This window comes from Kitasatospora sp. NBC_01287 (assembly GCF_026340565.1).
Lineage (GTDB): Bacteria > Actinomycetota > Actinomycetes > Streptomycetales > Streptomycetaceae > Kitasatospora.
The window spans coordinates 2,779,012-2,797,590 of record NZ_JAPEPB010000001.1; the positions used below are offsets into that span (position 1 = coordinate 2,779,012).

18 protein-coding genes are annotated in these 18,579 nt (G+C 72.6%); 13 read left to right on the plus strand and 5 right to left on the minus strand.

All coding sequences use genetic code 11. The features are described 5' to 3' along the window. Positions 1-257 precede the first annotated feature (257 nt). The 5 genes from OG455_RS11575 (at position 258) to OG455_RS11595 (ending at position 6,383) form a co-directional block, all read left to right on the plus strand. The gene (locus OG455_RS11575) at positions 258-770 is read left to right on the plus strand and encodes a cupin domain-containing protein (RefSeq protein WP_266292776.1); all 513 of its coding nucleotides are present in this window, start codon (positions 258-260) and stop codon (positions 768-770) included. A 206-nt stretch (positions 771-976) separates the two neighbouring features. Continuing rightward, positions 977-1,798 carry a TIGR03619 family F420-dependent LLM class oxidoreductase gene (locus OG455_RS11580; RefSeq protein WP_266292778.1) on the plus strand — a complete coding sequence of 274 codons (822 nt, stop codon included), beginning with the start codon at positions 977-979 and terminating at the stop codon, positions 1,796-1,798. Positions 1,799-2,049: 251 nt separating this feature from the next. Then, positions 2,050-3,015 (plus strand): NADP-dependent oxidoreductase, encoded by a 966-nt coding sequence (locus OG455_RS11585; protein ID WP_266292780.1) that lies wholly within the window; start codon positions 2,050-2,052, stop codon positions 3,013-3,015. A 30-nt stretch (positions 3,016-3,045) separates the two neighbouring features. Continuing rightward, a complete protein-coding gene (locus tag OG455_RS11590; RefSeq protein ID WP_266292782.1) occupies positions 3,046-4,431 on the plus strand; it encodes an FAD-binding oxidoreductase in 1,386 nt (461 codons plus the stop codon). 275 nt (positions 4,432-4,706) lie between these two features. Further along, complete coding sequence (locus tag OG455_RS11595) at positions 4,707-6,383, plus strand: phosphonate degradation HD-domain oxygenase (RefSeq protein ID WP_266292784.1); 1,677 nt, start codon at positions 4,707-4,709, stop codon at positions 6,381-6,383. A 126-nt stretch (positions 6,384-6,509) separates the two neighbouring features. On the opposite strand, the gene OG455_RS11600 is transcribed toward OG455_RS11595, so the two are convergent. Further along, positions 6,510-7,310, minus strand: coding sequence for a GntR family transcriptional regulator (locus tag OG455_RS11600; RefSeq protein WP_266292786.1), 801 nt, complete (start codon positions 7,308-7,310; stop codon positions 6,510-6,512). A gap of 318 nt (positions 7,311-7,628) precedes the next feature. Between OG455_RS11600 and OG455_RS11605 the strand changes: the two genes are divergently transcribed. The 6 genes from OG455_RS11605 to OG455_RS11630 all read left to right on the plus strand — a co-directional run bounded on the left by OG455_RS11605 (position 7,629) and on the right by OG455_RS11630 (position 12,800). Beyond that, a complete protein-coding gene (locus OG455_RS11605; protein WP_266292788.1) occupies positions 7,629-8,783 on the plus strand; it encodes an ABC transporter substrate-binding protein in 1,155 nt (384 codons plus the stop codon). 8 nt (positions 8,784-8,791) lie between these two features. Continuing rightward, a complete protein-coding gene (locus OG455_RS11610; protein WP_266292790.1) occupies positions 8,792-9,757 on the plus strand; it encodes an ABC transporter permease subunit in 966 nt (321 codons plus the stop codon). A gap of 80 nt (positions 9,758-9,837) precedes the next feature. Next, complete coding sequence (locus tag OG455_RS11615) at positions 9,838-10,584, plus strand: ABC transporter permease (protein WP_266300735.1); 747 nt, start codon at positions 9,838-9,840, stop codon at positions 10,582-10,584. A gap of 115 nt (positions 10,585-10,699) precedes the next feature. Next, positions 10,700-11,794: an ABC transporter ATP-binding protein gene (locus tag OG455_RS11620; RefSeq protein WP_266292792.1), complete on the plus strand. Its 1,095-nt coding sequence runs from the start codon at positions 10,700-10,702 to the stop codon at positions 11,792-11,794. 8 nt (positions 11,795-11,802) lie between these two features. Next, positions 11,803-12,471 (plus strand): HAD family phosphatase, encoded by a 669-nt coding sequence (locus OG455_RS11625; protein WP_266292794.1) that lies wholly within the window; start codon positions 11,803-11,805, stop codon positions 12,469-12,471. A 5-nt stretch (positions 12,472-12,476) separates the two neighbouring features. Beyond that, a complete protein-coding gene (locus OG455_RS11630; RefSeq protein ID WP_266292796.1) occupies positions 12,477-12,800 on the plus strand; it encodes a multidrug efflux SMR transporter in 324 nt (107 codons plus the stop codon). 45 nt (positions 12,801-12,845) lie between these two features. Here the strand turns inward: OG455_RS11630 and OG455_RS11635 are convergent, their stop codons facing one another. Beyond that, complete coding sequence (locus OG455_RS11635; protein WP_266292798.1) at positions 12,846-13,376, minus strand: flavoprotein; 531 nt, start codon at positions 13,374-13,376, stop codon at positions 12,846-12,848. A gap of 162 nt (positions 13,377-13,538) precedes the next feature. Then, positions 13,539-14,477: a hydroxymethylbilane synthase gene (hemC, locus tag OG455_RS11640; RefSeq protein WP_266292800.1), complete on the minus strand. Its 939-nt coding sequence runs from the start codon at positions 14,475-14,477 to the stop codon at positions 13,539-13,541. A 101-nt stretch (positions 14,478-14,578) separates the two neighbouring features. Here hemC (OG455_RS11640) and hemC (OG455_RS11645) point away from each other — a divergent pair, with 101 nt between their 5' ends. After that, a complete protein-coding gene (gene hemC / locus OG455_RS11645) occupies positions 14,579-15,505 on the plus strand; it encodes a hydroxymethylbilane synthase (RefSeq protein ID WP_266292802.1) in 927 nt (308 codons plus the stop codon). Here hemC (OG455_RS11645) and OG455_RS11650 read toward each other — a convergent pair. Continuing rightward, complete coding sequence (locus OG455_RS11650) at positions 15,502-16,473, minus strand: hypothetical protein (RefSeq protein ID WP_266292804.1); 972 nt, start codon at positions 16,471-16,473, stop codon at positions 15,502-15,504. The two genes, hemC (OG455_RS11645) and OG455_RS11650, sit on opposite strands and share 4 nt — an antisense overlap. Positions 16,474-16,507: 34 nt before the next feature. Then, positions 16,508-17,086 (minus strand): ATP-binding protein, encoded by a 579-nt coding sequence (locus OG455_RS11655; protein ID WP_323185469.1) that lies wholly within the window; start codon positions 17,084-17,086, stop codon positions 16,508-16,510. A 168-nt stretch (positions 17,087-17,254) separates the two neighbouring features. Here OG455_RS11655 and OG455_RS11660 point away from each other — a divergent pair, with 168 nt between their 5' ends. Then, positions 17,255-18,529 carry a helix-turn-helix domain-containing protein gene (locus OG455_RS11660; protein WP_266292808.1) on the plus strand — a complete coding sequence of 425 codons (1,275 nt, stop codon included), beginning with the start codon at positions 17,255-17,257 and terminating at the stop codon, positions 18,527-18,529. Positions 18,530-18,579 lie beyond the last annotated feature (50 nt).

Genomic DNA, 18,579 nt, shown 5'->3' on the forward strand with positions numbered 1-18,579 from the left:
TATCAACTCCTGATACATCATCAGACATAAGCAGCAGCAAGGGTGCTGGTCTCTACTCTTTGATTGACTCGCCATGACTGCCGTGGTTGACTCCAGTGAGCAAGTCCTCGATCCACGGAGACCAACGCCCCCGCACCGCCGGATTCCAGGGCACCCTCGATCGCCCCTTCCCGCCCCGGAATTCACCGGCAGAGCTCTTTCTCCAAAAGGCCGCGACGTGGTGCGGCCGGGCGTCCCCAGGAGACATCGGAGGCACCATGACCAGCAGCGTGGAAGTGAAAGCGCCGGCGCACGGCGCCCACCCGGAGGGGAACGTCATCCACCACCCGGCGGGCACCGGTCCCACCACCTGGTTCGGCGACGCGATTTACACGTTCAAGGCGACCAAGGACAACACCAACGGGTCGCTGACCTTCGCCGAGGCGTCGGTACCGCCCGGCGGGGGCCCGCCGCCGCACATCCACCCGCACGCCGACGAGGCCTTCTTCATCCTCTCCGGCGAGATCGAGTTCCTGAACGGCGAGAAGACCTTCATCGCCCGCGAGGGCGACTTCGTCTTCGTGCCGCGCGGCACCCGGCACCGGTTCCGCAATGTCGGCCTGCACGTCTCCCGGCTGCTCTTCCTCTTCACCCCGGGCGGCATGGAGAGCTTCTTCACCGAGATCGGCCAGGAGGCCAGGGCCGGTGAGGCGCCGCAGCCGTTCACCCCGGAGCAGCGCCAGCAGATCATCGACAACGCCCCGCGGCACGACCTGCACCTGGCTCCCTGAGCCACGGGTCGCGCCGGTGGGCCCGGCCCGCCGGCGCGACCCGGCCGCCTCCGGAGCGAGCCGGCCGCGCGCCAAACCAGTCGCGCACCGGGCCAGTTGCGCGCCAAACCAGTCGCGCACCGGGCCAGTTGCGCGCCGAACCGCTTGCGCAACCGGCCGCTTCCGCACCCGACCACTTCCGCACCGAGCCCAGAGAGAGAACGTCCATGCGGCTGCACGTCGTCCTGCCCAATGAGTCCGCCGAGACCGAACCCGCCCGGATCACCGAACTGGCCCGGCAGGCCGAGCAGCTGGGCTATGACGGCCTCTGGCTCGGCGACCACCTGCTGCCCCCGGCCGCCGACTACGGCGTGGTCTACGAGCCGCTGGTCACCCTCTCCTACCTCGCCGCCGCCACCACCCGGGTGCGGCTGGGCACATCGGTGCTGCTGCTGGCCCAGCGCAACCCCTTCGCGGTGGCCAAGCAGGTCGCCACGCTCGACCGCTTCTCCGGCGGCCGCTTCACCCTGGGCGTCGGACTCGGCTGGGAACGGCAGGAGTTCGAGGCGGTCGGCGCCGACTTCAGCGACCGGGCCGGCCGCACCGACGAGTCGCTGCGGCTGCTGCGCCAGCTCTTCACCGAAGGCGCGGGGCCGTTCACCGGCAAGCGCTTCGGCTTCGAGACCGGGGCCTTCAGCCCCAGGCCGGGCAAGGGTCTGAAGATCATGGTCGGCGGCACCTCGCCCGCCGCGCTGCGCCGGGCCGCGCGCGCGGCCGACGTCTGGCAGAGCCCGCCGATCGACGCCGCGCAGTTCGCCGCGCTGGCCGCCGAGGTGCGCCGGCAGGCCGAGCGGCCGATCGAGACCGGCGCCAGGACCACCTGGGAGGACCCGGCGGTGCCGATCGAGCAGGTGCTGGGCGAGCTGCGCGCCTGGGACGCCGCCGGAGCCGAGCACCTGGCTGTCTGGTTCGGCGCGCTGGACGGCTTCGAGCAGCGGATGACCGCGCTCGCCGCCGCGGCCGACCCGGCCTGGCTGACCAGCGACTGACGGGCGGCAGGCAACGCCGGGCAGGTCGGCGCCGGGCAGGTCGGCGCCGTCGTCACCTGCCCGCCGATCGCCGATCGGCCGGGGTGGATCCGCTGTTCCGCGGATCCGGCAGCGGGTCCAGGGCGGCGCGAGGCGGACCGACGGCGGCCTGATGGCGGATGACCGACGAGGGATGACAGATTTCAGCTGACAGAATCTGATATCTGTCATCCGCAAGCCCCCCTCACAACAAGAACGGAACGAGAGAGCACATGGCACAGCCCACCTCCCCGATCCCCGCGACGATGCGCGCCGCCGTCCTCACCGGCCTCGGCGGCCCCGAGCTGCTGCGCCCGGCCGACCTTCCGGTGCCCGTGCCCGGCGCCGGGGAGGTGCTGATCCGGGTCCACGCGGCCGGCGTCAACGCGATCGACTGGGCCACCCGGATCGGCCAGGGAGTGGGCATCGGCGTCTTCCCGGCCGTGCTCGGCTGGGACCTGTCCGGCACCGTGGCGGCGCTGGGCCCCGGCGCCACCCGGTTCGCGGTCGGCGACCAGGTCTTCGGCATGCCGCGCTTCCCCCGACTGGCCGGCGCCTACGCGCAGTACGCGGTCGCGCCCGAGGGCGAGTTGGCGCAGCTGCCGGCCGGCCTGGAGCACAACGCGGCGGCCGGCGCGCCGATGGTCACGCTGACCGCCTGGGAGAGCCTGGTGGACCACGCCCAACTCACCTCGGGCCAGCGGGTGCTGGTCTCCGGCGCGGCCGGCGGGGTCGGCCATGTCGCCGTGCAGCTGGCCAAGGCGCTGGGCGCCGAGGTGATCGGCACCGCCTCCGCGGCCAACCACGAGTTCCTGCGCGAGCTCGGCGCCGACCAGGTGGTCGACTACGGCAGCGGGCGGGTGGCCGACGCGGTCAAGGACGTGGACGTGGTGCTCGACCCGCGCGGCGGAGCGGACTTCGCCGAGCTGGCCCAGGTGCTGCGGCCGGGCGGGATCATCGTCACGCTCAAGGGCCAACAGGCCGGCTACCAGGAGCTGCTGGCGGCCCGCGGGGTGCGCGGCGGCTACACCTACGTCAGCCCGAACGGCGCGGCGCTCGGCGAGATCGCCACGCTGCTCGGCGACGGCAGCCTGCGGATCGCCGTCGAACGGGTCTTCCCGCTGGCCCAGGCCGCCGAGGCGCACCGGACCGGCGAGCGCGGCCACGTCCGCGGGCGGCTGATCCTCGACACCGAATAGGCTCTTCCCCCTTCACCCGTGAGGAATGCGATGACCAGCTCCCCCGCCCTGCCCAGAGAGACCGCCGAGGCCGCGGCCGCGCTGCGCGCCGCGCTCGGCGGCGAGGTCCTGGTGGCCGCCGACCCGGGCTACGACCAGGCCCGGCAGGTCTGGAACGCCGCGGTGGACCACCATCCGGCCGTGCTCGTCAGGTGCGCCGGCGAGAAGGACGTGCGGGCGGCGGTGCGGATCGCCCGCGAGCACGGCCTGCCGCTCTCGGTGCGCGGCGGCGGCCACGACTGGGCCGGGCGGGCGCTGCGCCAGGGCGGGGTGGTGCTGGACCTGTCCGGGCTGCGCCAGGTCACCGTGGACCCGGCGACCGGCACCGCCGAGGTCCAGGGCGGGGCGCGGGCCGGCGACCTGATCGAGGAGGCCGCCCGGCACGGCTTCGCGCCGGTCACCGGCACGGTGAAGGCGGTCGGCGTGACCGGGCTGACCCTGGGCGGCGGCTACGGGCTGCTCGCCGGCGCGCACGGGCTGGCCTCGGACAACCTGGTCGGTGCCCACGTGGTGCTGGCGGACGGCGAGTCGGTGACGGCGAGCGCGGAGGAGAACCCGGACCTGTTCTGGGCGCTGCGCGGCGGCGGCGGCAACTTCGGCGTGCTGACCTCACTGCGCTACCGGGTGCACCCGCTGACCACGGTGACCAGCGGCCTGCTGCTCTTCCCGCTGGCCCAGGCGGCCGCGGTGCTGCGCGGGCACGCCGAGATCCTCGCCGAGGCGCCGGACGAACTCACCGTGATGGCGGGCTTCTTCGCGGTGCCGGATGCCGAGCCGCTGGTCTTCCTGCTGCCGCTCTGGGTCGGCGATCCGGCCGCCGCCGAGCCGTGGCGGGCCAGGCTGGCGAGTGTGGGCAGCCCGGTGGCCGGGGAGTTCACCCAGGTGCCGTACCTGCAGGTTGCCTCGCTCTTCGACGACAGCATCCAGAACGGGCGGCACACCGAGATGCGCACCCGGTGGATACCCGGGCACACGACGGAGTCGATCGAGGTGCTGACCGAGGCGGCCGCCCGGATGACGGCGCCGTTCTCCGGCCTCTACCTGCACCACTTCCACGGCGCCGCGACCCGGGTGCCGGTGGCCGACACCGCCTTCGGGCTGCGCCGGGACCACCTGCTGGTGGAGATCGCCGCCTCCTGGGCGCCGGGCACCGAGGCCCGGGCCGAGGCGCACCGCGCCTGGGCCCGCTCACTCTCCGCCGACCTGGCCGCGCTCGCCCTGCCCGGCGGCTACGCCAACCTGATGGGCCCGGACGAGAGTGACCGGGCCCTGACCGGCTTCGGCGCCAACGCCGAGCGGCTGCTCGCCGTCAAGCGCCGGTTCGACCCGGACGCCGTCTTCACCGGCATCCCCGCCCTGCCGCCGCCCACCCGGTAGCCCCCCGCCCCCGCCCACCCGGTAGTCCCCCGCCCACCCGGTAGTCCCCGCCGGCGGCCGCCCGACCGCCGCCCCGCAGACCGGCCCGGTCGCCGCTCCCCCTCCCCGGCGGCCGGGCCAGCCGCGTGTCCGCAGGTGTTCCACTGCCCGCCATCCGCCGTTCAGTCACCGCTCACCAGCGCTCGGAAGAGTCCGGCCGAGGGAAGTTGGCTATACAACTCGCCCTCTGCCACGGCCGCCCGCCCGGTCGGCCACCGCCTTCCGAAGGGCCCGCCATGTCTGACGCCACCGCGTCGCTCTCCCGGTACTGGCTGCGCGACAACTGCCCCTGCACCGAGTGCCGCAACCCGCGCAACGGCCAGAAGCTCTTCCAGGTCACCGAGCTGCCGGAGGAGTTGGCGATCGCCGCCACCACCGAGCTGCACGGGCACCTGGAGGTGCTCTGGAACGACGGCCACCGCTCGCGCTACCCGCTGCCCTGGCTCGCCGCCGGGAAGACCGCCGAGGCCGAGAACGCCGCCGAGAACGCCGCCGTGAACGGGAACGAGGACGAGGACGACCGGCGCACCGAGGCCGGCAAGCGGCGCTGGCAGGCCGCCGACTTCGCCGCCGGGCTCCCCGAGGCGAACTGGGCGCAGTACCTGGCCGAGCCCGCCGAGCGGGCCGCCGTGCTGCGCGCGGTGCTGCGGCTCGGCTTCGCGGTGCTGCGCGAGGTCCCGACCACCCCGCGGCAGGTGCTCGACGTGGTGGCGAGCTTCGGCCATCCGCGGGTGACCAACTACGGCGAGCTCTTCGACGTCCGGGTCGAGCCGGACCCGAACAACCTGGCCTTCACCAGCGCGGCGATCGCCCCGCACACCGACAACCCCTACCGCGACCCGGTGCCCACCCTGCAGGTGCTGCACTGCCTGGAGAACGCGGCGGTCGGCGGCGACTCGGGCCTGGTGGACGGCTTCCGGGCAGCCGAACTGCTGCGGGAGCAGGCACCGGAGGAGTTCGCCGTGCTGACCCGCACCCTGGTGCCGTTCGTCTTCCGCGACCGGGCCACCGAACTGCGCGCCGACCGGCCGCTGATCGAGCTGGACCCGCTCGGCCGGATCCGCGAGGTGCGGCTCAACAACCGCTCGATCGGCCGGCTGCACCTGCCCGCCGCCGAGCTCGACGCCTTCTACGCCGCCTACCGGACGTTCGCCGCGATCACCCTGCGCCCCGAGCTGCGGCTGGAGTTCCGACTCGGCGCGGGCGACTGCCTGATCTTCGACAACACCCGCCTGCTGCACGCCCGCACCGCCTTCGAGCCCGGGGACACCGCCCAGCACCGCGAGGGTCGAGGCGGGCGCCACCTGCAGGGCTGCTACGCCGACCTGGACTCGCTCGCCTCGACCCTCGCGGTGCTGGAGAGGCGCGCCGCCGCGCTGGACGAACTGCAGCGCCTCTTCGAGGGCGAGGGCGCGGCGGAGTACCTGGGAGAGCAGGTCACCCAGGCCGAGCACATGCTGCAGGCCGCCGCGCTGGCCCAGCGCGACGGGGCGCCCGACCACCTGGTGGCCGCCGCACTGCTGCACGATGTCGGCCACTTCACCGGCGCCCTGACCGGCCGTCAGCTGATGCTGGGTCAGGACAACCACCACAGCGAGGCCGGCGCCGACTGGCTGGCGCAGTGGTTCGGCCCCGAGGTCACCGAGCCGGTGCGACTGCACGTGGCCGCCAAGCGCTACCTGTGCTCGGTCGAACCCGCCTACCGGGAGCAGCTCTCCGAGGCCTCCGCCTACACCCTGCGGGTGCAGGGCGGCCCGCTGGACGCCGAACAGGCGGCGGCCTTCGCCGAACTGCCCGGCGCCACGGACGCGGTGGCGGTCCGGCGCTGGGACGACCGGGCGAAGGCCGCTGACGCGGACACCCCGCCCTTCGAGCACTTCCGCGAGCTGCTGGCCGCCCTGATGGCGCGCTGACCCGGCGGCCTCCCGAGGCGAGCGGGCCCGGGCCCCGTCCGACCCGGGCCCTGTCCGACCCGGGCCCCGTCCGATCCAGGCCCCGTCCGACCCAGACCCCGTCCGGCCGATCTTGCCGGACAGCTCCTAGTCGTCGGCGGCCCGCGCATGCCGCGAAAGCGCCGACGTCACCATCGAGTTGTGCACGCTGAAGGCGACCGTGCCGGGCAGGTAGCGGTCCTGCGACCACTCCACCGGGCGTCCGGTGGGGTCGGTGGTGCGACGGCGCTCGCGCAGCAGCGGGGCGCCGCGCCGGCAGCCGAGCAGCTTGGCGTCCTCGGCGTTGGCGGCCACCACGTCGATGGTGTGGTCGGCGTCGGTGAACAGGATGCCGTGCTCCCGCAGGTGCTCGGTGTGCGAGACCACGTCCGGCGGCAATTGGGCCACCAGCACGCCGACATGGGGCGGGTAGACGGTGCGCTCCACCATCACGGCGGTGCCCGACAGGGTGCGCAGCCGCAGCGTCACGTACACCTCGGCGCCCGGCTCCAGGCGCAGTTGCTCGCGCTCGGCGGTGTCGGCCTGGCGGCGCACCAGCGATTCGAGCCGGCCGCCCGGCTCCTCGCCCATCGCGCGCGCCCAGTGGGTGAAGCTGAGCAGCTCGGAGAAGCTCTGCACCCGGGCGTTGCCCAGCACCACCCGGCGGGTGCCGCGGCGCGAGGTCACCAGCCCGTCGGCGCGCAGCACCGCCAGCGCCTGGCGCACGGTGCCGCGCGAGACGCCGTACCGCTCGGCCAGCGCGCCCTCCGCGGGCAGCCGGCCGGCCTCGCCGTACGCGCCGGTGGTGATCGCCTCCCGCAGGTCCGCGGCGACCTGGCGGTACAGCGCTCCACCGGTCGGGCCGCCCTGGCCCTCCTGGTCGTCCAGCCGCGTCGCGCTCCCCGTCACCGTGCCTCCCACCGGATCCCCCTCGTGCCTCGGTGTCCCGCGCGCCGTCGGCTCGGGGACGTCCCGACCCTATCGGCTCCGCCTCGATCGTTCGCACGCCAGATGAGCGGGTATCGCCCGACCGGACTTGACCGTTCCCGTAGCCGACCCCTGTTCTGGGGCGCCCGTTCACCTCCTGGTCATCCAGCTCCGGCGTACTGTCCCCGTCGGACGAAGTTGGCTGGCCAACTTGAACCCGGCTCCCCTCCCTGTCGCAGAAGCAGCCCCGAACACTCCTGCCTCGCGACCCTGCCGCACCCCGATCCAGGAGATCCTCCCGTGACCGTGCACCGTGCCCGTACCGCTGCCCTCGCGGCGGTGCTGACCTGCGCCGCGCTCTCTCTCACCGCCTGCGGCTCCGCCGGCTCCTCGACCGCGAGCAGCGGTGACAGCAAGGCGAAGACCGCCACCTCGGCCGCCGACCTCGGGGGGATGGACGCGCTCGTCGCGGCCGCCAAGAAGGAGGGGAACCTGCACGTCATCACCCTCCCCCGCGACTGGGCCAACTACGGCGTCCTGATGGACGGCTTCACCAAGAAGTACGGCATCAAGATCGAGGACGAGAACCCGGACGGCACCAGCCAGGACGAGATCAACGCGATCACCTCCCGCAAGGGCCAGGACCGCGGCCCGGACGTCGTCGACGTGGGCACCGCGTTCGCCATCTCCGGTGCCCAGCAGGGCCTCTTCGCGCCGTACAAGGTCGCCTCCTACGACCAGATCCCGGCCTCGATGAAGGCGTCCGACGCCACCAGCTACAACGACTACGGCGGCTACGTCTCCATCGGCTGCGACGCCAAGAAGGTCAACCCCTGCCCCAAGACCTTCGCCGACCTGCTGAACCCGGCCTACAAGGGCATGGTCGCGCTGAACGGCAACCCGACCAAGGCCAACGCCGCGCTCAGCGGTGTCTGGGCGGCCGCGCTCGCCAACGGCGGTTCGCTGGACAACATCCAGCCCGGCATCGACTTCTTCGGCAAGCTGAAGGCCGCCGGCAACTTCAACCCGGTCGAGGCCACCTCCGCCACCGTGCAGAACGGCGAGACCCCGATCACCATCGACTGGTCGTACCTGAACACCGGTTACACCGCCCAGTACGCCAGCAAGGGCATCGACTGGCAGGTGTCGATCCCCTCGGACGGCAGCTTCGCCCAGTTCTACAACCAGGCCATCAGCAAGTACGCGCCGCACCCGGCCGCCGCTCGCCTGTGGGAGGAGTACCTCTACAGCGCCGAGGGCCAGAACGGCTTCCTGGGCGGCTACGCCACCCCGGCGCTGTTCGACCCGATGAAGACCGCGGGCACCCTGGACGCGTCCGCCGTCGCCAAGCTGCCGGCCATCGCCAAGCCGTTCACCACCTTCCCGACCCAGGCGCAGCAGGACGCGGCGAAGGCCGCCATCACGTCCAACTGGTCCAAGGCCATCGGGGGCTGACCCACACGATGACTACGGCTCCCACCCCGGTGCCGACCTCCACCGCCGCTGACCTCAGCGGCGGTGGGGGGACCCCCGGTACCGCGACTCCCGCTTCCCCGGCCGCCCCCACGGCCAACCGCCGCCGCAAGGCCGGCACCCGCGCCTGGCTGGGCGCGCTGCCACTGATGGTGTTCTTCGCCGTCGGCTTCGGCCTGCCCGCGATCGCCATCGCGATCGGCGCGTTCACCACCTCCTCCGACGCCCCGAACGGCGGCGGAACCTTCACCCTCTCGAACCTGACCGCCTCGCTCCAGGGCGGCTACCTGACGGCGCTGCTCGGCAGCATCAAGCTCTCCGCGCTGACCGCGCTGGTCGGCACCGTGCTCGGCCTGCCGCTGGCCCAGGCGGTGGCCACCTCCCGCTGGCGCTTCGTGCGCGAGGCGGTGCAGTCCGGCTCCGGCGTGCTGGCCAACTTCGGCGGTGTGCCGCTGGCCTTCATGTTCGTCGCCACGCTCGGCAACGCCGGCGAGGTCACCACGGGCCTGGGCCTGAAGAAGTACGGCTGGAGCCTGTACACCTTCGACGGCCTGGCCGTCGTCTACCTGTACTTCCTGATCCCGCTGATGATCCTCACCATCACCCCGGCCCTGGAGGGCCTGCGGGTGCAGTGGCGCGAGGCGGCGGCGAACAACGGCGCCACCACCTTCCAGTACTGGCGCCACGTCGCGCTGCCGGTGCTGCTGCCCTCGCTGCTGGGCGGCTACGTGCTGCTCTTCGGCGCCTCGTTCGCCGCGTACGCGACCGCCGAGGCCATGGTCGGCAGCTCGATCCCGCTGATCTCGATGCAGATCGGCGACGCGCTCTCCGGCAACGTGCTGGTCGGCCAGGGCAACCTGGCCCTCGCGCTCGGTCTCGACATGATCGTGGTCGCCTGCCTGGTCATGGCGATCTACCTGCCCCTCCAGCGCCGGAGTGCCAAGTGGCTCAGCTGACTTCCAAGGCCGCCCTGGGCCGCCTGCGTCCCGGCCGGGCCGGCGTCCTGCTGCTGGCCGCGGTCTACTTCTTCGTGCCGATGGGCGCCTCGCTCTGGTTCAGCGTCGACGACTACCACGGCGGCGTCACCTTCAACGCCTACACCAAGCTGCTCGGCGCCCCCGGCTTCCTGGACGCGCTCTACCTCAGCCTGGAACTGGCCGCCGCCACCGTGGTGGTGCTGCTGCTGGTCCTGGTGCCGGCGCTGCTCGCGGCCCGGCTGGGCGCACCCAGGCTGCGCCCGGTGGTCGAGGTCATGTGCTCGCTGCCGCTGGTGGTCCCGGTGGTCGCGCTCACCACCGGCATCGTCGGCGTGCTGCGCTGGGGTCCCGACCACTTCGCGAACTCGCCGCTCTTCCAGACCTTCGTGGCGATCCAGAACCCGAGCTTCCCGGTGGTGCTGCTGGTCGCCTACGTGCTGATGGCGCTGCCCTTCGCCTACCGCGCGCTGGACGGCGGACTGCGCGGGGTGGACGTCGTGACGCTGGTCGAGGCCGCCCGCAACTGCGGTGCGAGCTACCCGCGCGCGGTCTTCTCGGTGGTGCTGCCCAACCTGCGCAGCGCGCTGCTGAGCGCCTCGGTGCTCACCGTCGCCCTGGTGCTCGGCGAGTTCACCACCGCCTCGATCCTCGGTTTCCAGCCCTTCTCGGTGTGGATCAACTCGTACGGCAAGACGGACGGCCAGATGTCCGTCGCGGTCTCGATGATCAGTCTGCTGGTCGTCTGGGTCGTGCTGCTGCTGATGTCCGTCGTCGGCAACCGCGGTCGCAAGGCCGCGCGTTCCTGACCGCACCCCGCATCGCGCCCTGCCTCGCGCCCTGCCTCGCGCCTCGCGTCGCCGCTCGCCGGCGCGGATTCGATCGCGTACGATCCCCACGCACTTTCCTCCAGGAGTTCCCCTCATGACCACGGCCGCCACCGTCCCCACCGGAGTGCCGCTCGCACCCGGCAGCGCCACCGTCGAGTTCCGCTCGCTGCGGCGCGCCTTCGGCAGCACCGTCGCGCTCGACGGACTCGACCTGACCGTCCACCCCGGCGAGTTGCTCGCGCTGCTCGGCCCCTCCGGCTGCGGCAAGACCACCGCGCTGCGGATCCTGGCCGGCTTCGAGAGCCACGACTCCGGCGAGGTGCTGGTGGACGGCCAGGACGTCACCGCGATCCCCGCGCACAAGCGCGACGCGGGCATGGTCTTCCAGTCCTACAGCCTCTTCCCGCACCTGACCGCGCTGGACAACGTCTCCTTCGGCCTGAAGATGCGCGGCATCGGCAAGGACGAGCGGCGCAAGCGCGCGATGGAGCTGCTGGAGCTGGTCGGCCTGCCGCAGCGCGCCGCCCACTTCCCGCACCAGATGTCCGGCGGCCAGCAGCAGCGCATCGCGCTGGCCCGCGCGCTGGCGCTGCAGCCCCGGGTGCTGCTGCTCGACGAGCCGCTCTCCGCGCTGGACGCCAAGGTCCGGCTCAACCTGCGCGAGGAGATCCGCCGGCTGCAGCAGGAGCTGGGCATCACCACCCTCTTCGTCACGCACGACCAGGAGGAGGCGCTCTCGATGGCCGACCGGGTCGCGGTGCTGCGGGCCGGCCGCCTGGAGCAGTGCGCCACCCCGGGCGAGCTCTACGCGCGCCCCGCCACGGCCTTCGTCGCCCAGTTCGTCGGTACCATGAGCCGGATCCCGGCGGTGCGAGCGGGCGAGCAGGTCGAGGTCCTCGGCCGCCGCCACGCGGTGGACGGCGCGCTGCCGGCCACGGGCGAGCTGGACGTGCTGGTGCGCCCGGAGAACGTCCTCCTCACCCCGGCCGCGGACGGGCCCGCGGTGGTGGTCGGCGCCAGCTTCCTGGGCGCTGTCACCCGGCTCACCGTCCGCCTCGCCGACGGCACCACGGTCAAGGCCGACCTGCCCACCGAGGACGCGGCCCGGCTGCCGGTGGGCGGCAACGCCGACCTCACGCTGCCCCAGCGCCCGGTGCTGGTCGACGTCCGCACCGGCGCGGAGCAGTGATCGCCGCCATGACCGCGCAGCTCCCGCAGGCCGTCCTCTTCGACATGGACGGCACCCTGGTCGACACCGAGCACCTCTGGTGGGAGGCCACCGCGGAGGTCGCCGCCGGCCTCGGCCACCTCCTCACCGACGCGGACCAGCCGGAGGTGCTCGGCCACGCGGTCGAGCACACCGCGGCCCACCTGGACCGGGTGGCCCCCGCCTCCCCGGGCGTCGACGAGCTGGCCGCCCGGCTCAACGCGGCCTTCACCGGCCGGGTCGCCGCCCAGGTGGTCCCCCGCCCCGGCGCGCTCGCCCTGCTCGCCCGGCTGCGCGACGCCGCGGTGCCCACCGCCCTGGTCTCCGCCTCGCCCCGGCAGGTGGTCGACCTGGTGCTCGGCCAGCTCGGCCGCGACTGGTTCACCGTCACGCTGGCCGCCGAGGACACCCCGCGCACCAAGCCCGACCCGGCCCCCTACCTGGCCGCCGCCGCGCACCTGGGCCTGGACCCGGCCGACTGCGTCGCCGTCGAGGACACCCCGACCGGCGTCGCCTCCGCCCACGCGGCCGGCTGCGCCGTGCTCGCCGTCCCCTCCTCGGCGGCGCCCATCCCGCAGGCCCCCGGCATCACCATGCTGGCCAGTCTCACCGAGGCGGACCTCCCGATGCTGGCCGCGCTGACCGGCCCGCGAGAATAGAACCCATGCCCTCCTTCCTGCTCCTCGCCTTCGCCATCCTGAGCGAGGTCTGCGCCACCAGCTGCCTCAAGCTGACCGACGGCTTCAGCAAGCTCTGGCCCAGCGTGGGGGTCGGCATCGGCTACGTGCTCTCCTTCCTGCTGCTCGGGCAGGCCCTGAAGCACATCCCGGTCTCCGTCGCCTACGCGATCTGGTCGGGCGCGGGCACCGCGGCCGTCGCCGCCATCGGCGTCGTCGCCTTCGGCGAGCACCTGGGCAAGCCGCAGCTGGCGGGCATCGCGCTAATCATCGTGGGCGTGGTGCTGCTCAACCTGCGCGCCTCGCACTGAACGCCGAAGGGGTGCACGCCGGGCCGGCGGGCACCCCTTCGGCGTTCACGCCAGCGCGGCGAGTGCCAGGTCCCAAGGGAAGACGGCAGGATCGCCCTGCCCCGGCTCGTTCGGCACGAACCCACCCTCCCCCAGCAGCACCCGCACCCCCGAGCCGCGCAGCGCCTCGACGCTCCGCTCGAACTGCGGATGCGCCAGGAAGGCCCGGTTCACGCACGGCATGGTGACCAGCGGGATCCCCTTACCGATCGCCTCCGCCGCGAAGCCCACGATGAACGAGCCGGTGATCCCCTGCGCCCAGGCGTTGAGCGTGTTGAACGTCGCCGGGGCGAGCAGCGCCGCGCGGGCGGGCGGCCACACGTCCGGCTCGCCGGGCATCCGGTACCGGCTCCGCACCGGATGCCCCGTCAACTCCGCGAGCCGGTCGATCTCGTCGGCCAGCCACAGCGCGGCCGTCGGCGTCAACCCGAGGCAGACGTCCCACCCTGCCGCCTGGGCCCGCTCCACCACCGCCCCGATGCCGAGCACCGGCGGCGCGGCGGAGCCCAGCAGGTACAGCACCCGATCAGTCGTCATAACGCCCATGCAATCATGCTGCTTTCAGTGAAGCTGACCGACGGCTTCTGCGAGCTCCGGCCCAGCGCGGGGTCGGCACTGGCTACGTGCCTCCGGCGAGCACCTGGGCAAGGTCGATCCCAGCCAACCCGGCCTGCGACGACACTCCCGCACGGTGCCCACTCAACGCGCGATGGAATCAATCAGGTCGCGGGCGCCGTCGCGGATCAGGGCGGCGCCGACTGCCTTCCCGAGGGCCTCCGGGCTGAGCCGACCAGCCGACTGGCGAGCCTCCAGCACGGTGACGCCGTCCGGGGAGAAGACCATCGCGCGAAGGCCGAGGTGTCCGTCCTCGAAGGACCGGGCGAACCCGGCGATCGGACTGTTGCAGTGCCCGCGCAGGACGTTCAGCAGGGCTCGTTCGGCGGTGATCTCCCGCGTCGTAGTGCGGTCGCCGAGCGGGGCGAGGAGGGCGATCAGGTCGGTGTCATCCTCGCGGCACTGCAGGCCGAGCACAGCGGCCCCCAGTGGCGGGCACATTTGCTCGACGGTCAGGATCTCGCTGATCCGGTGCTGTTCGCCGATGCGCTCCAGCCCGGAGGCGGCCAGCACCAGGGTGTCGACCTCCCCGGCATCGAGGGCTGCCAGCCGCAGGTTCGCCGTCCCGCGGATCGGCACCAGGTCCAGGTGGGGGTGGCTGCGGGTGAGCTGGGCGACGCGCCGCACCGCTGAGGTGGCGACCCGGGTGCCGGGCAGCAACTGGTCGAGGGTGAGGCCGCCAGGGTGGATCAGCGCGTCGCGGATGTCCGCCCGCTTGGGATAGGCGGCGAAGACGGTGCCCGGGCTGACCAGCGGGTCGCCGGCCACATCCTTCATGCAGTGCACCGCGAGATCGCATCCCCCGCTCAGCAGGGTGTCCTCGATGTCGCCGGTGAAGGCGCCCTTGTCGTGGAGCTCGGCCTGTTCGCCGGGCTCGCGGTCGCCGGCCGCGACGAACGGCACCAGCTCGGTGGCCACGTCAGGATGGAGGGCGGCCAGGCCGGCGCGGACGCGGGCGACCTGGGCGAGCGACATGGCCGAAGCGCGGGCGCCGATACGGATGGTGCGACGGGTGGACGGCATTCGATCTCTCCAATCATGATTCCGACAAACCGTCGGAAAAAGGTCGAGCCATGTTCGAGTAGCATGCGGTCAACATCTCTTCAGATGCTGGGAGTTGGGGAATGCGGACGCTGATTGTCGGATCGCGGGCCAGTCACCTCGCGCGAGCGCAGGTCAGGGAGTTCCTGGCACCGCTGCGGGAGCGCTTCCCCGACGTCGAGTTCCGCCATCAGGTGATTCTCGAAGGCGGCGACCGGGACCGGAGGACGGCCCTTTCACAGGTGTCGGCCCGCTCGGGCGGTAGCGCGTTCTCCACCGAGCAGGAAGCCGCACTGGTCCGGGGCGAGGTGGACGTGATCGTGCACTCCCTGAAAGACCTGCCGACCAGCAACCCACCCGGCCTGGTCCTGCTGCCCCCTCCCGGTCGCGAGGACGTCCGGGACGCGCTCTGCGGCTCGACGCTGGCCGGCCTGCCGCAGGGCGGCCGGGTCGGCACCTCGGCGGCCCGCCGGATCGCCCAACTGCTGCACGTCCGCCCCGACCTGGTGTTCGTGCCGATCCGGGGCAACGTCCCGCCTCGGCTGAACAAGCTCAGGACGATGAACCTGGACGGGGTCGTGCTGGCGGCGGCCGGGCTGGTGCGGCTCGGCCTGGACGACGCGATCGGCGAGCTGCTGCCACTCGCCCAGTTCCCCCCGAGCCCAGGTCAGGGGGCGCTGGGGATCCAGATCCGCGAGGACAACGAGCCGGCCCGCGAGATCCTGGCCGGCACCGGCGACGCGGTGGTGGACGCGGAGGTGCGGGCCGAGCGGGCGATGCTCGGCGAGCTGCACGGTGGGTGCTCGGTGCCGATCGGCGCCTACGCGAAGGCCACCGGCGAGACGCTGTCGCTGCACGCGCAGGTCACCTCCCTGGACGGGACGAAGCAGGTCGAGGCCAGCTTCTCCGGCCCCGTCTCGGAGCCGGAGAAGCTGGGAATGCAGGTGGCCGGACTTCTCTTGGACCAGGGCGCCGAAGAGATCCTGTCGGAGATCCGCCCAGCCACTTAGCCGGTCAGCAAGCGGGCGAGGTCGCCGGCGGCGTAGGTGATGATCCGGTCGGCGCCGGAGCGCTTGAGCATCGTGAACAGCTCCAGCAGCGGCCGGAAGTCCCGCCGCCCGGTGCCCGGGTCGAACGGGGCCAGGCGCGTGTACTCACCGGAGACGGAGAACGGCATCAGCGGCGCCGACGTCTTCTGCTTGAGGCTGGTGAGCACGTCCACCGAGAACATCCCCGGCTCCAACAGCAGCATGTCCGCCCCCTCGCCGACGAAGGACAGGCCAGTGTCCACCGCAGTCCCCGGCTGGCGCGGGCTGATCTGGAACGGCCGGTGGGCACCGGAGGCGGGGGTGGCTCGCATGGTGGCCCGGTAGCCCTCGTAGAGGGCGGAGTCGAAGATCAGGTGCGGCATGGTCGCCACATCGCGGTGGCCGTGTTCGTCCAGGGCCTGGCGCACGCAGGCGGTGGTGCCTCGGATCATCGCGGCGGGCCCCACGATGTCGGCGCCGGCCTCGGCCTGGACGACGGCCTGAGCGGCGATCATCGCCGCGGTGCGGTCCAGGTCGATCCGGCCGCCGCCGGTCAGGTGGCACTCGCCGGTGTCAGTGTGGCCGCACAGGCAGTTCTCGGTCATCACAGCGATGCCCGGTTCGGCATCCTTGGCGGCGTGGATGGCCCGCACCATCAAACTGTCCGGTACGACGGCCCCGGACGCCTCGGCGTCGCGGTGCAGGCTGTTGGCGAACACCTTCACCGAACGGATGCCCAGGGCGGCGAGGTCGCGCACCGTGTGCGGGATCTCGGCCACCGTGACGGTCGGCATCGGCCGGTCGGTGTCCTCGCTGTCCTCGCGGACCAGCAGGACCATCGACAGGTCGGCCACCGTCAGTGAAGGGCCCTCCAGGAAGCTGCGGACAGCGGCCCGGCCGTGCAGCCGGGCCGTGTCCGTGATCGCGGTGCCGTGCTGGGTAGTGGTCATGTCGTCCTTTCGAGCATGGCTGCGAACGCTCGCATCAGCGGGCGCTGGAGGCGACCAGGACGGGTGCGTGTATCGGCGGGCGGCGCGGGCCGGACAGGCGGCGGATCACCGCGCGGGCCGCCCGGCGGGGGTGGACGAGGAGCTGGCGGCGGGTGAGCGGCTGCCCGGGTAGGGCTACCTCGGCCCAGACCTTCTTGCCTCGCGCGGTGTGCTCGGCCCCGTGGGAGACGGCCAGGTGTTCGACCAGGAACATTCCCCGGCCGGTCTCCGCGTCCGGGCCCGTGATCTGATGGCGGGGCATGACCTGCGAACCGTCGTAGACCTCGATGATCAGGCGTCGCAGGTCCAGGTCGGCGTGCACTCCGACGGTGAGCATCGCTCCGGTGGTGTGCCGTACCGCGTTGGTGACGAGTTCCGAGATCACGGTGTCCAGGGCCAAGCGGCTGTCGTTGTCCGTGCGCACCTTCCACTGTTGGATCAGCCGGCCGAGTCGCTGGCGACTGATGGGAACGGAGGCGGGGTCGCGGACCAGGAAAAAGCTGCTGCTGCACACGCGCATGTCGAAGGAACCCTTCGGGGCGTCAGGCCGAAGCCGGGGGCTTGGATGTGCCATGCGGAGGGAAGGAACTGATCTCGCCCGGCCGTCCGCTTGGCTGGTACACAGTCAACTACCCTCTGTAGTGCCACCGGCGGTGCCAGCAGGGGGTGCATTTCTCGCGTGGGGGACCGCTTTGGGGGGCCAGGATCGGGCACCAATCAGTCAAAGGTTTGGGGGACGGGCATGATGGCACCAGACGGCATCGGCGCCATGCTGAGGCGGATCCGCGAGGCGGCCACACTCACCCGCGACGAGCAGGCCCTGGTCTTACAGGCGGCTCAGGGCGATATGTGGTTCGACCCGGAGAACCTGAAGCGCTGGGAGACCGAGCGACGTCTGCCGACCCCGAGGTGGCACCAGCTGCTGGCCGACGGGTATGGGCTCTCGGTGGAGGAGGTCGCCCGAGCGGTGGCCGCCTCGCGGCGCTGGCGCAGGCTTCACCAGCAGCCGGTCGAAGACGAAGGAGAGGAGGGTACGGCGGTGAACCGACGGCAGTTTCTCGGTGCGGCGGCCTTGACGACAGGGGTCGTCGCCCTGCCCGGCATCGCGGAGGCACGGCACGGGATCGACGCCGGCCTTTCCGGCTCCGATGCCGGCGATCTCGCTTACCTCGACGGGGCGTTCGAGCGCCACCGCGGCGGCTACCACGGCCGGGCACCGGAGGTCGTACTGGCTCAAATGCGCCAAGACCTCGGGCTCCTTCAGGACGTCCTCAGCCGTCCGCACCCCGCCGGCACCCGCGTCGACCTGGCCCGAACAGCGGCAGGGATCACCGGACTGGTCGCAATCATCCAACACGACCGGGGTGACCAGCGGGACTCTCACGGCTGGTTCGCCACTGCCGAGAAGGCCGCCCGCGAGTCTGGCGACCGGCACATGCTGGCGTGGGTGCTGGCCCGGCGCGCGATGGTCCCGCTGAACTACGGTGCCCCGAACGCCGCCGCGAACCTGGCCATCAACGCCCGCCGCGAGGCTGGCAGGCTCCCCACTGCCTCTGCCGCGCTGGCCGCAGCCGTCACGGCGAGGGCCCTCGCCTCGACCGGTGACCACCAAGGGGCCCTTCGCGCGGTCGCCGATGCCCGCAACATCGCCGAACGTCTCAACACCGTAGAGGCGGCCGACACCTGGTTCGGCTACCCGCTGCAGAAGCATCACGTCCACCTCTCGCAGGCGTTCACGCTGATGGGCCGCACCCGCGAGGCGAACTCCGAGCAGGAAGCGGCTCTCGACCTCACCAGATCACCGTCCATCATGACGCGGGCCTTGCTGACCATGGACGCCGCAACCTGCCTGAGCGCGGACGGCGACCCGATTGCCGCCGCCGACATGGCCATCGGGGTCTGGCAGCAACTGCCCGAAGCGTACCGGCACGGACTCGTCCGGTCCCGCGCCGAGGCCCTGCGCCGGACTCTGGCCGGACCGGCTCACACACGGCTCGGGGAAGCCCTCGCCAGCTGACCCGGCCCCGATCCGGGGAGCCCTGGAGGCCCTCCAATGCTCCCGGCACA

Coding starts and splice junctions, on each gene's coding strand:
- OG455_RS11595 (WP_266292784.1), top strand. CDS start 4,707: ATGTCTGACGCCACCGCGTCGCTCTCCCGGTACTGGCTGCGCGACAAC.
- hemC (WP_266292800.1), bottom strand. CDS start 14,477: ATGCCGTCCACCCGTCGCACCATCCGTATCGGCGCCCGCGCTTCGGCC.
- OG455_RS11620 (WP_266292792.1), top strand. CDS start 10,700: ATGACCACGGCCGCCACCGTCCCCACCGGAGTGCCGCTCGCACCCGGC.
- OG455_RS11625 (WP_266292794.1), top strand. CDS start 11,803: ATGACCGCGCAGCTCCCGCAGGCCGTCCTCTTCGACATGGACGGCACC.
- OG455_RS11660 (WP_266292808.1), top strand. CDS start 17,255: ATGATGGCACCAGACGGCATCGGCGCCATGCTGAGGCGGATCCGCGAG.
- OG455_RS11575 (WP_266292776.1), top strand. CDS start 258: ATGACCAGCAGCGTGGAAGTGAAAGCGCCGGCGCACGGCGCCCACCCG.
- OG455_RS11615 (WP_266300735.1), top strand. CDS start 9,838: ATGGGCGCCTCGCTCTGGTTCAGCGTCGACGACTACCACGGCGGCGTC.
- OG455_RS11585 (WP_266292780.1), top strand. CDS start 2,050: ATGGCACAGCCCACCTCCCCGATCCCCGCGACGATGCGCGCCGCCGTC.
- OG455_RS11630 (WP_266292796.1), top strand. CDS start 12,477: ATGCCCTCCTTCCTGCTCCTCGCCTTCGCCATCCTGAGCGAGGTCTGC.
- OG455_RS11650 (WP_266292804.1), bottom strand. CDS start 16,473: ATGACCACTACCCAGCACGGCACCGCGATCACGGACACGGCCCGGCTG.
- OG455_RS11590 (WP_266292782.1), top strand. CDS start 3,046: ATGACCAGCTCCCCCGCCCTGCCCAGAGAGACCGCCGAGGCCGCGGCC.
- hemC (WP_266292802.1), top strand. CDS start 14,579: ATGCGGACGCTGATTGTCGGATCGCGGGCCAGTCACCTCGCGCGAGCG.
- OG455_RS11580 (WP_266292778.1), top strand. CDS start 977: ATGCGGCTGCACGTCGTCCTGCCCAATGAGTCCGCCGAGACCGAACCC.
- OG455_RS11655 (WP_323185469.1), bottom strand. CDS start 17,086: ATGGCACATCCAAGCCCCCGGCTTCGGCCTGACGCCCCGAAGGGTTCC.
- OG455_RS11635 (WP_266292798.1), bottom strand. CDS start 13,376: ATGACGACTGATCGGGTGCTGTACCTGCTGGGCTCCGCCGCGCCGCCG.
- OG455_RS11610 (WP_266292790.1), top strand. CDS start 8,792: ATGACTACGGCTCCCACCCCGGTGCCGACCTCCACCGCCGCTGACCTC.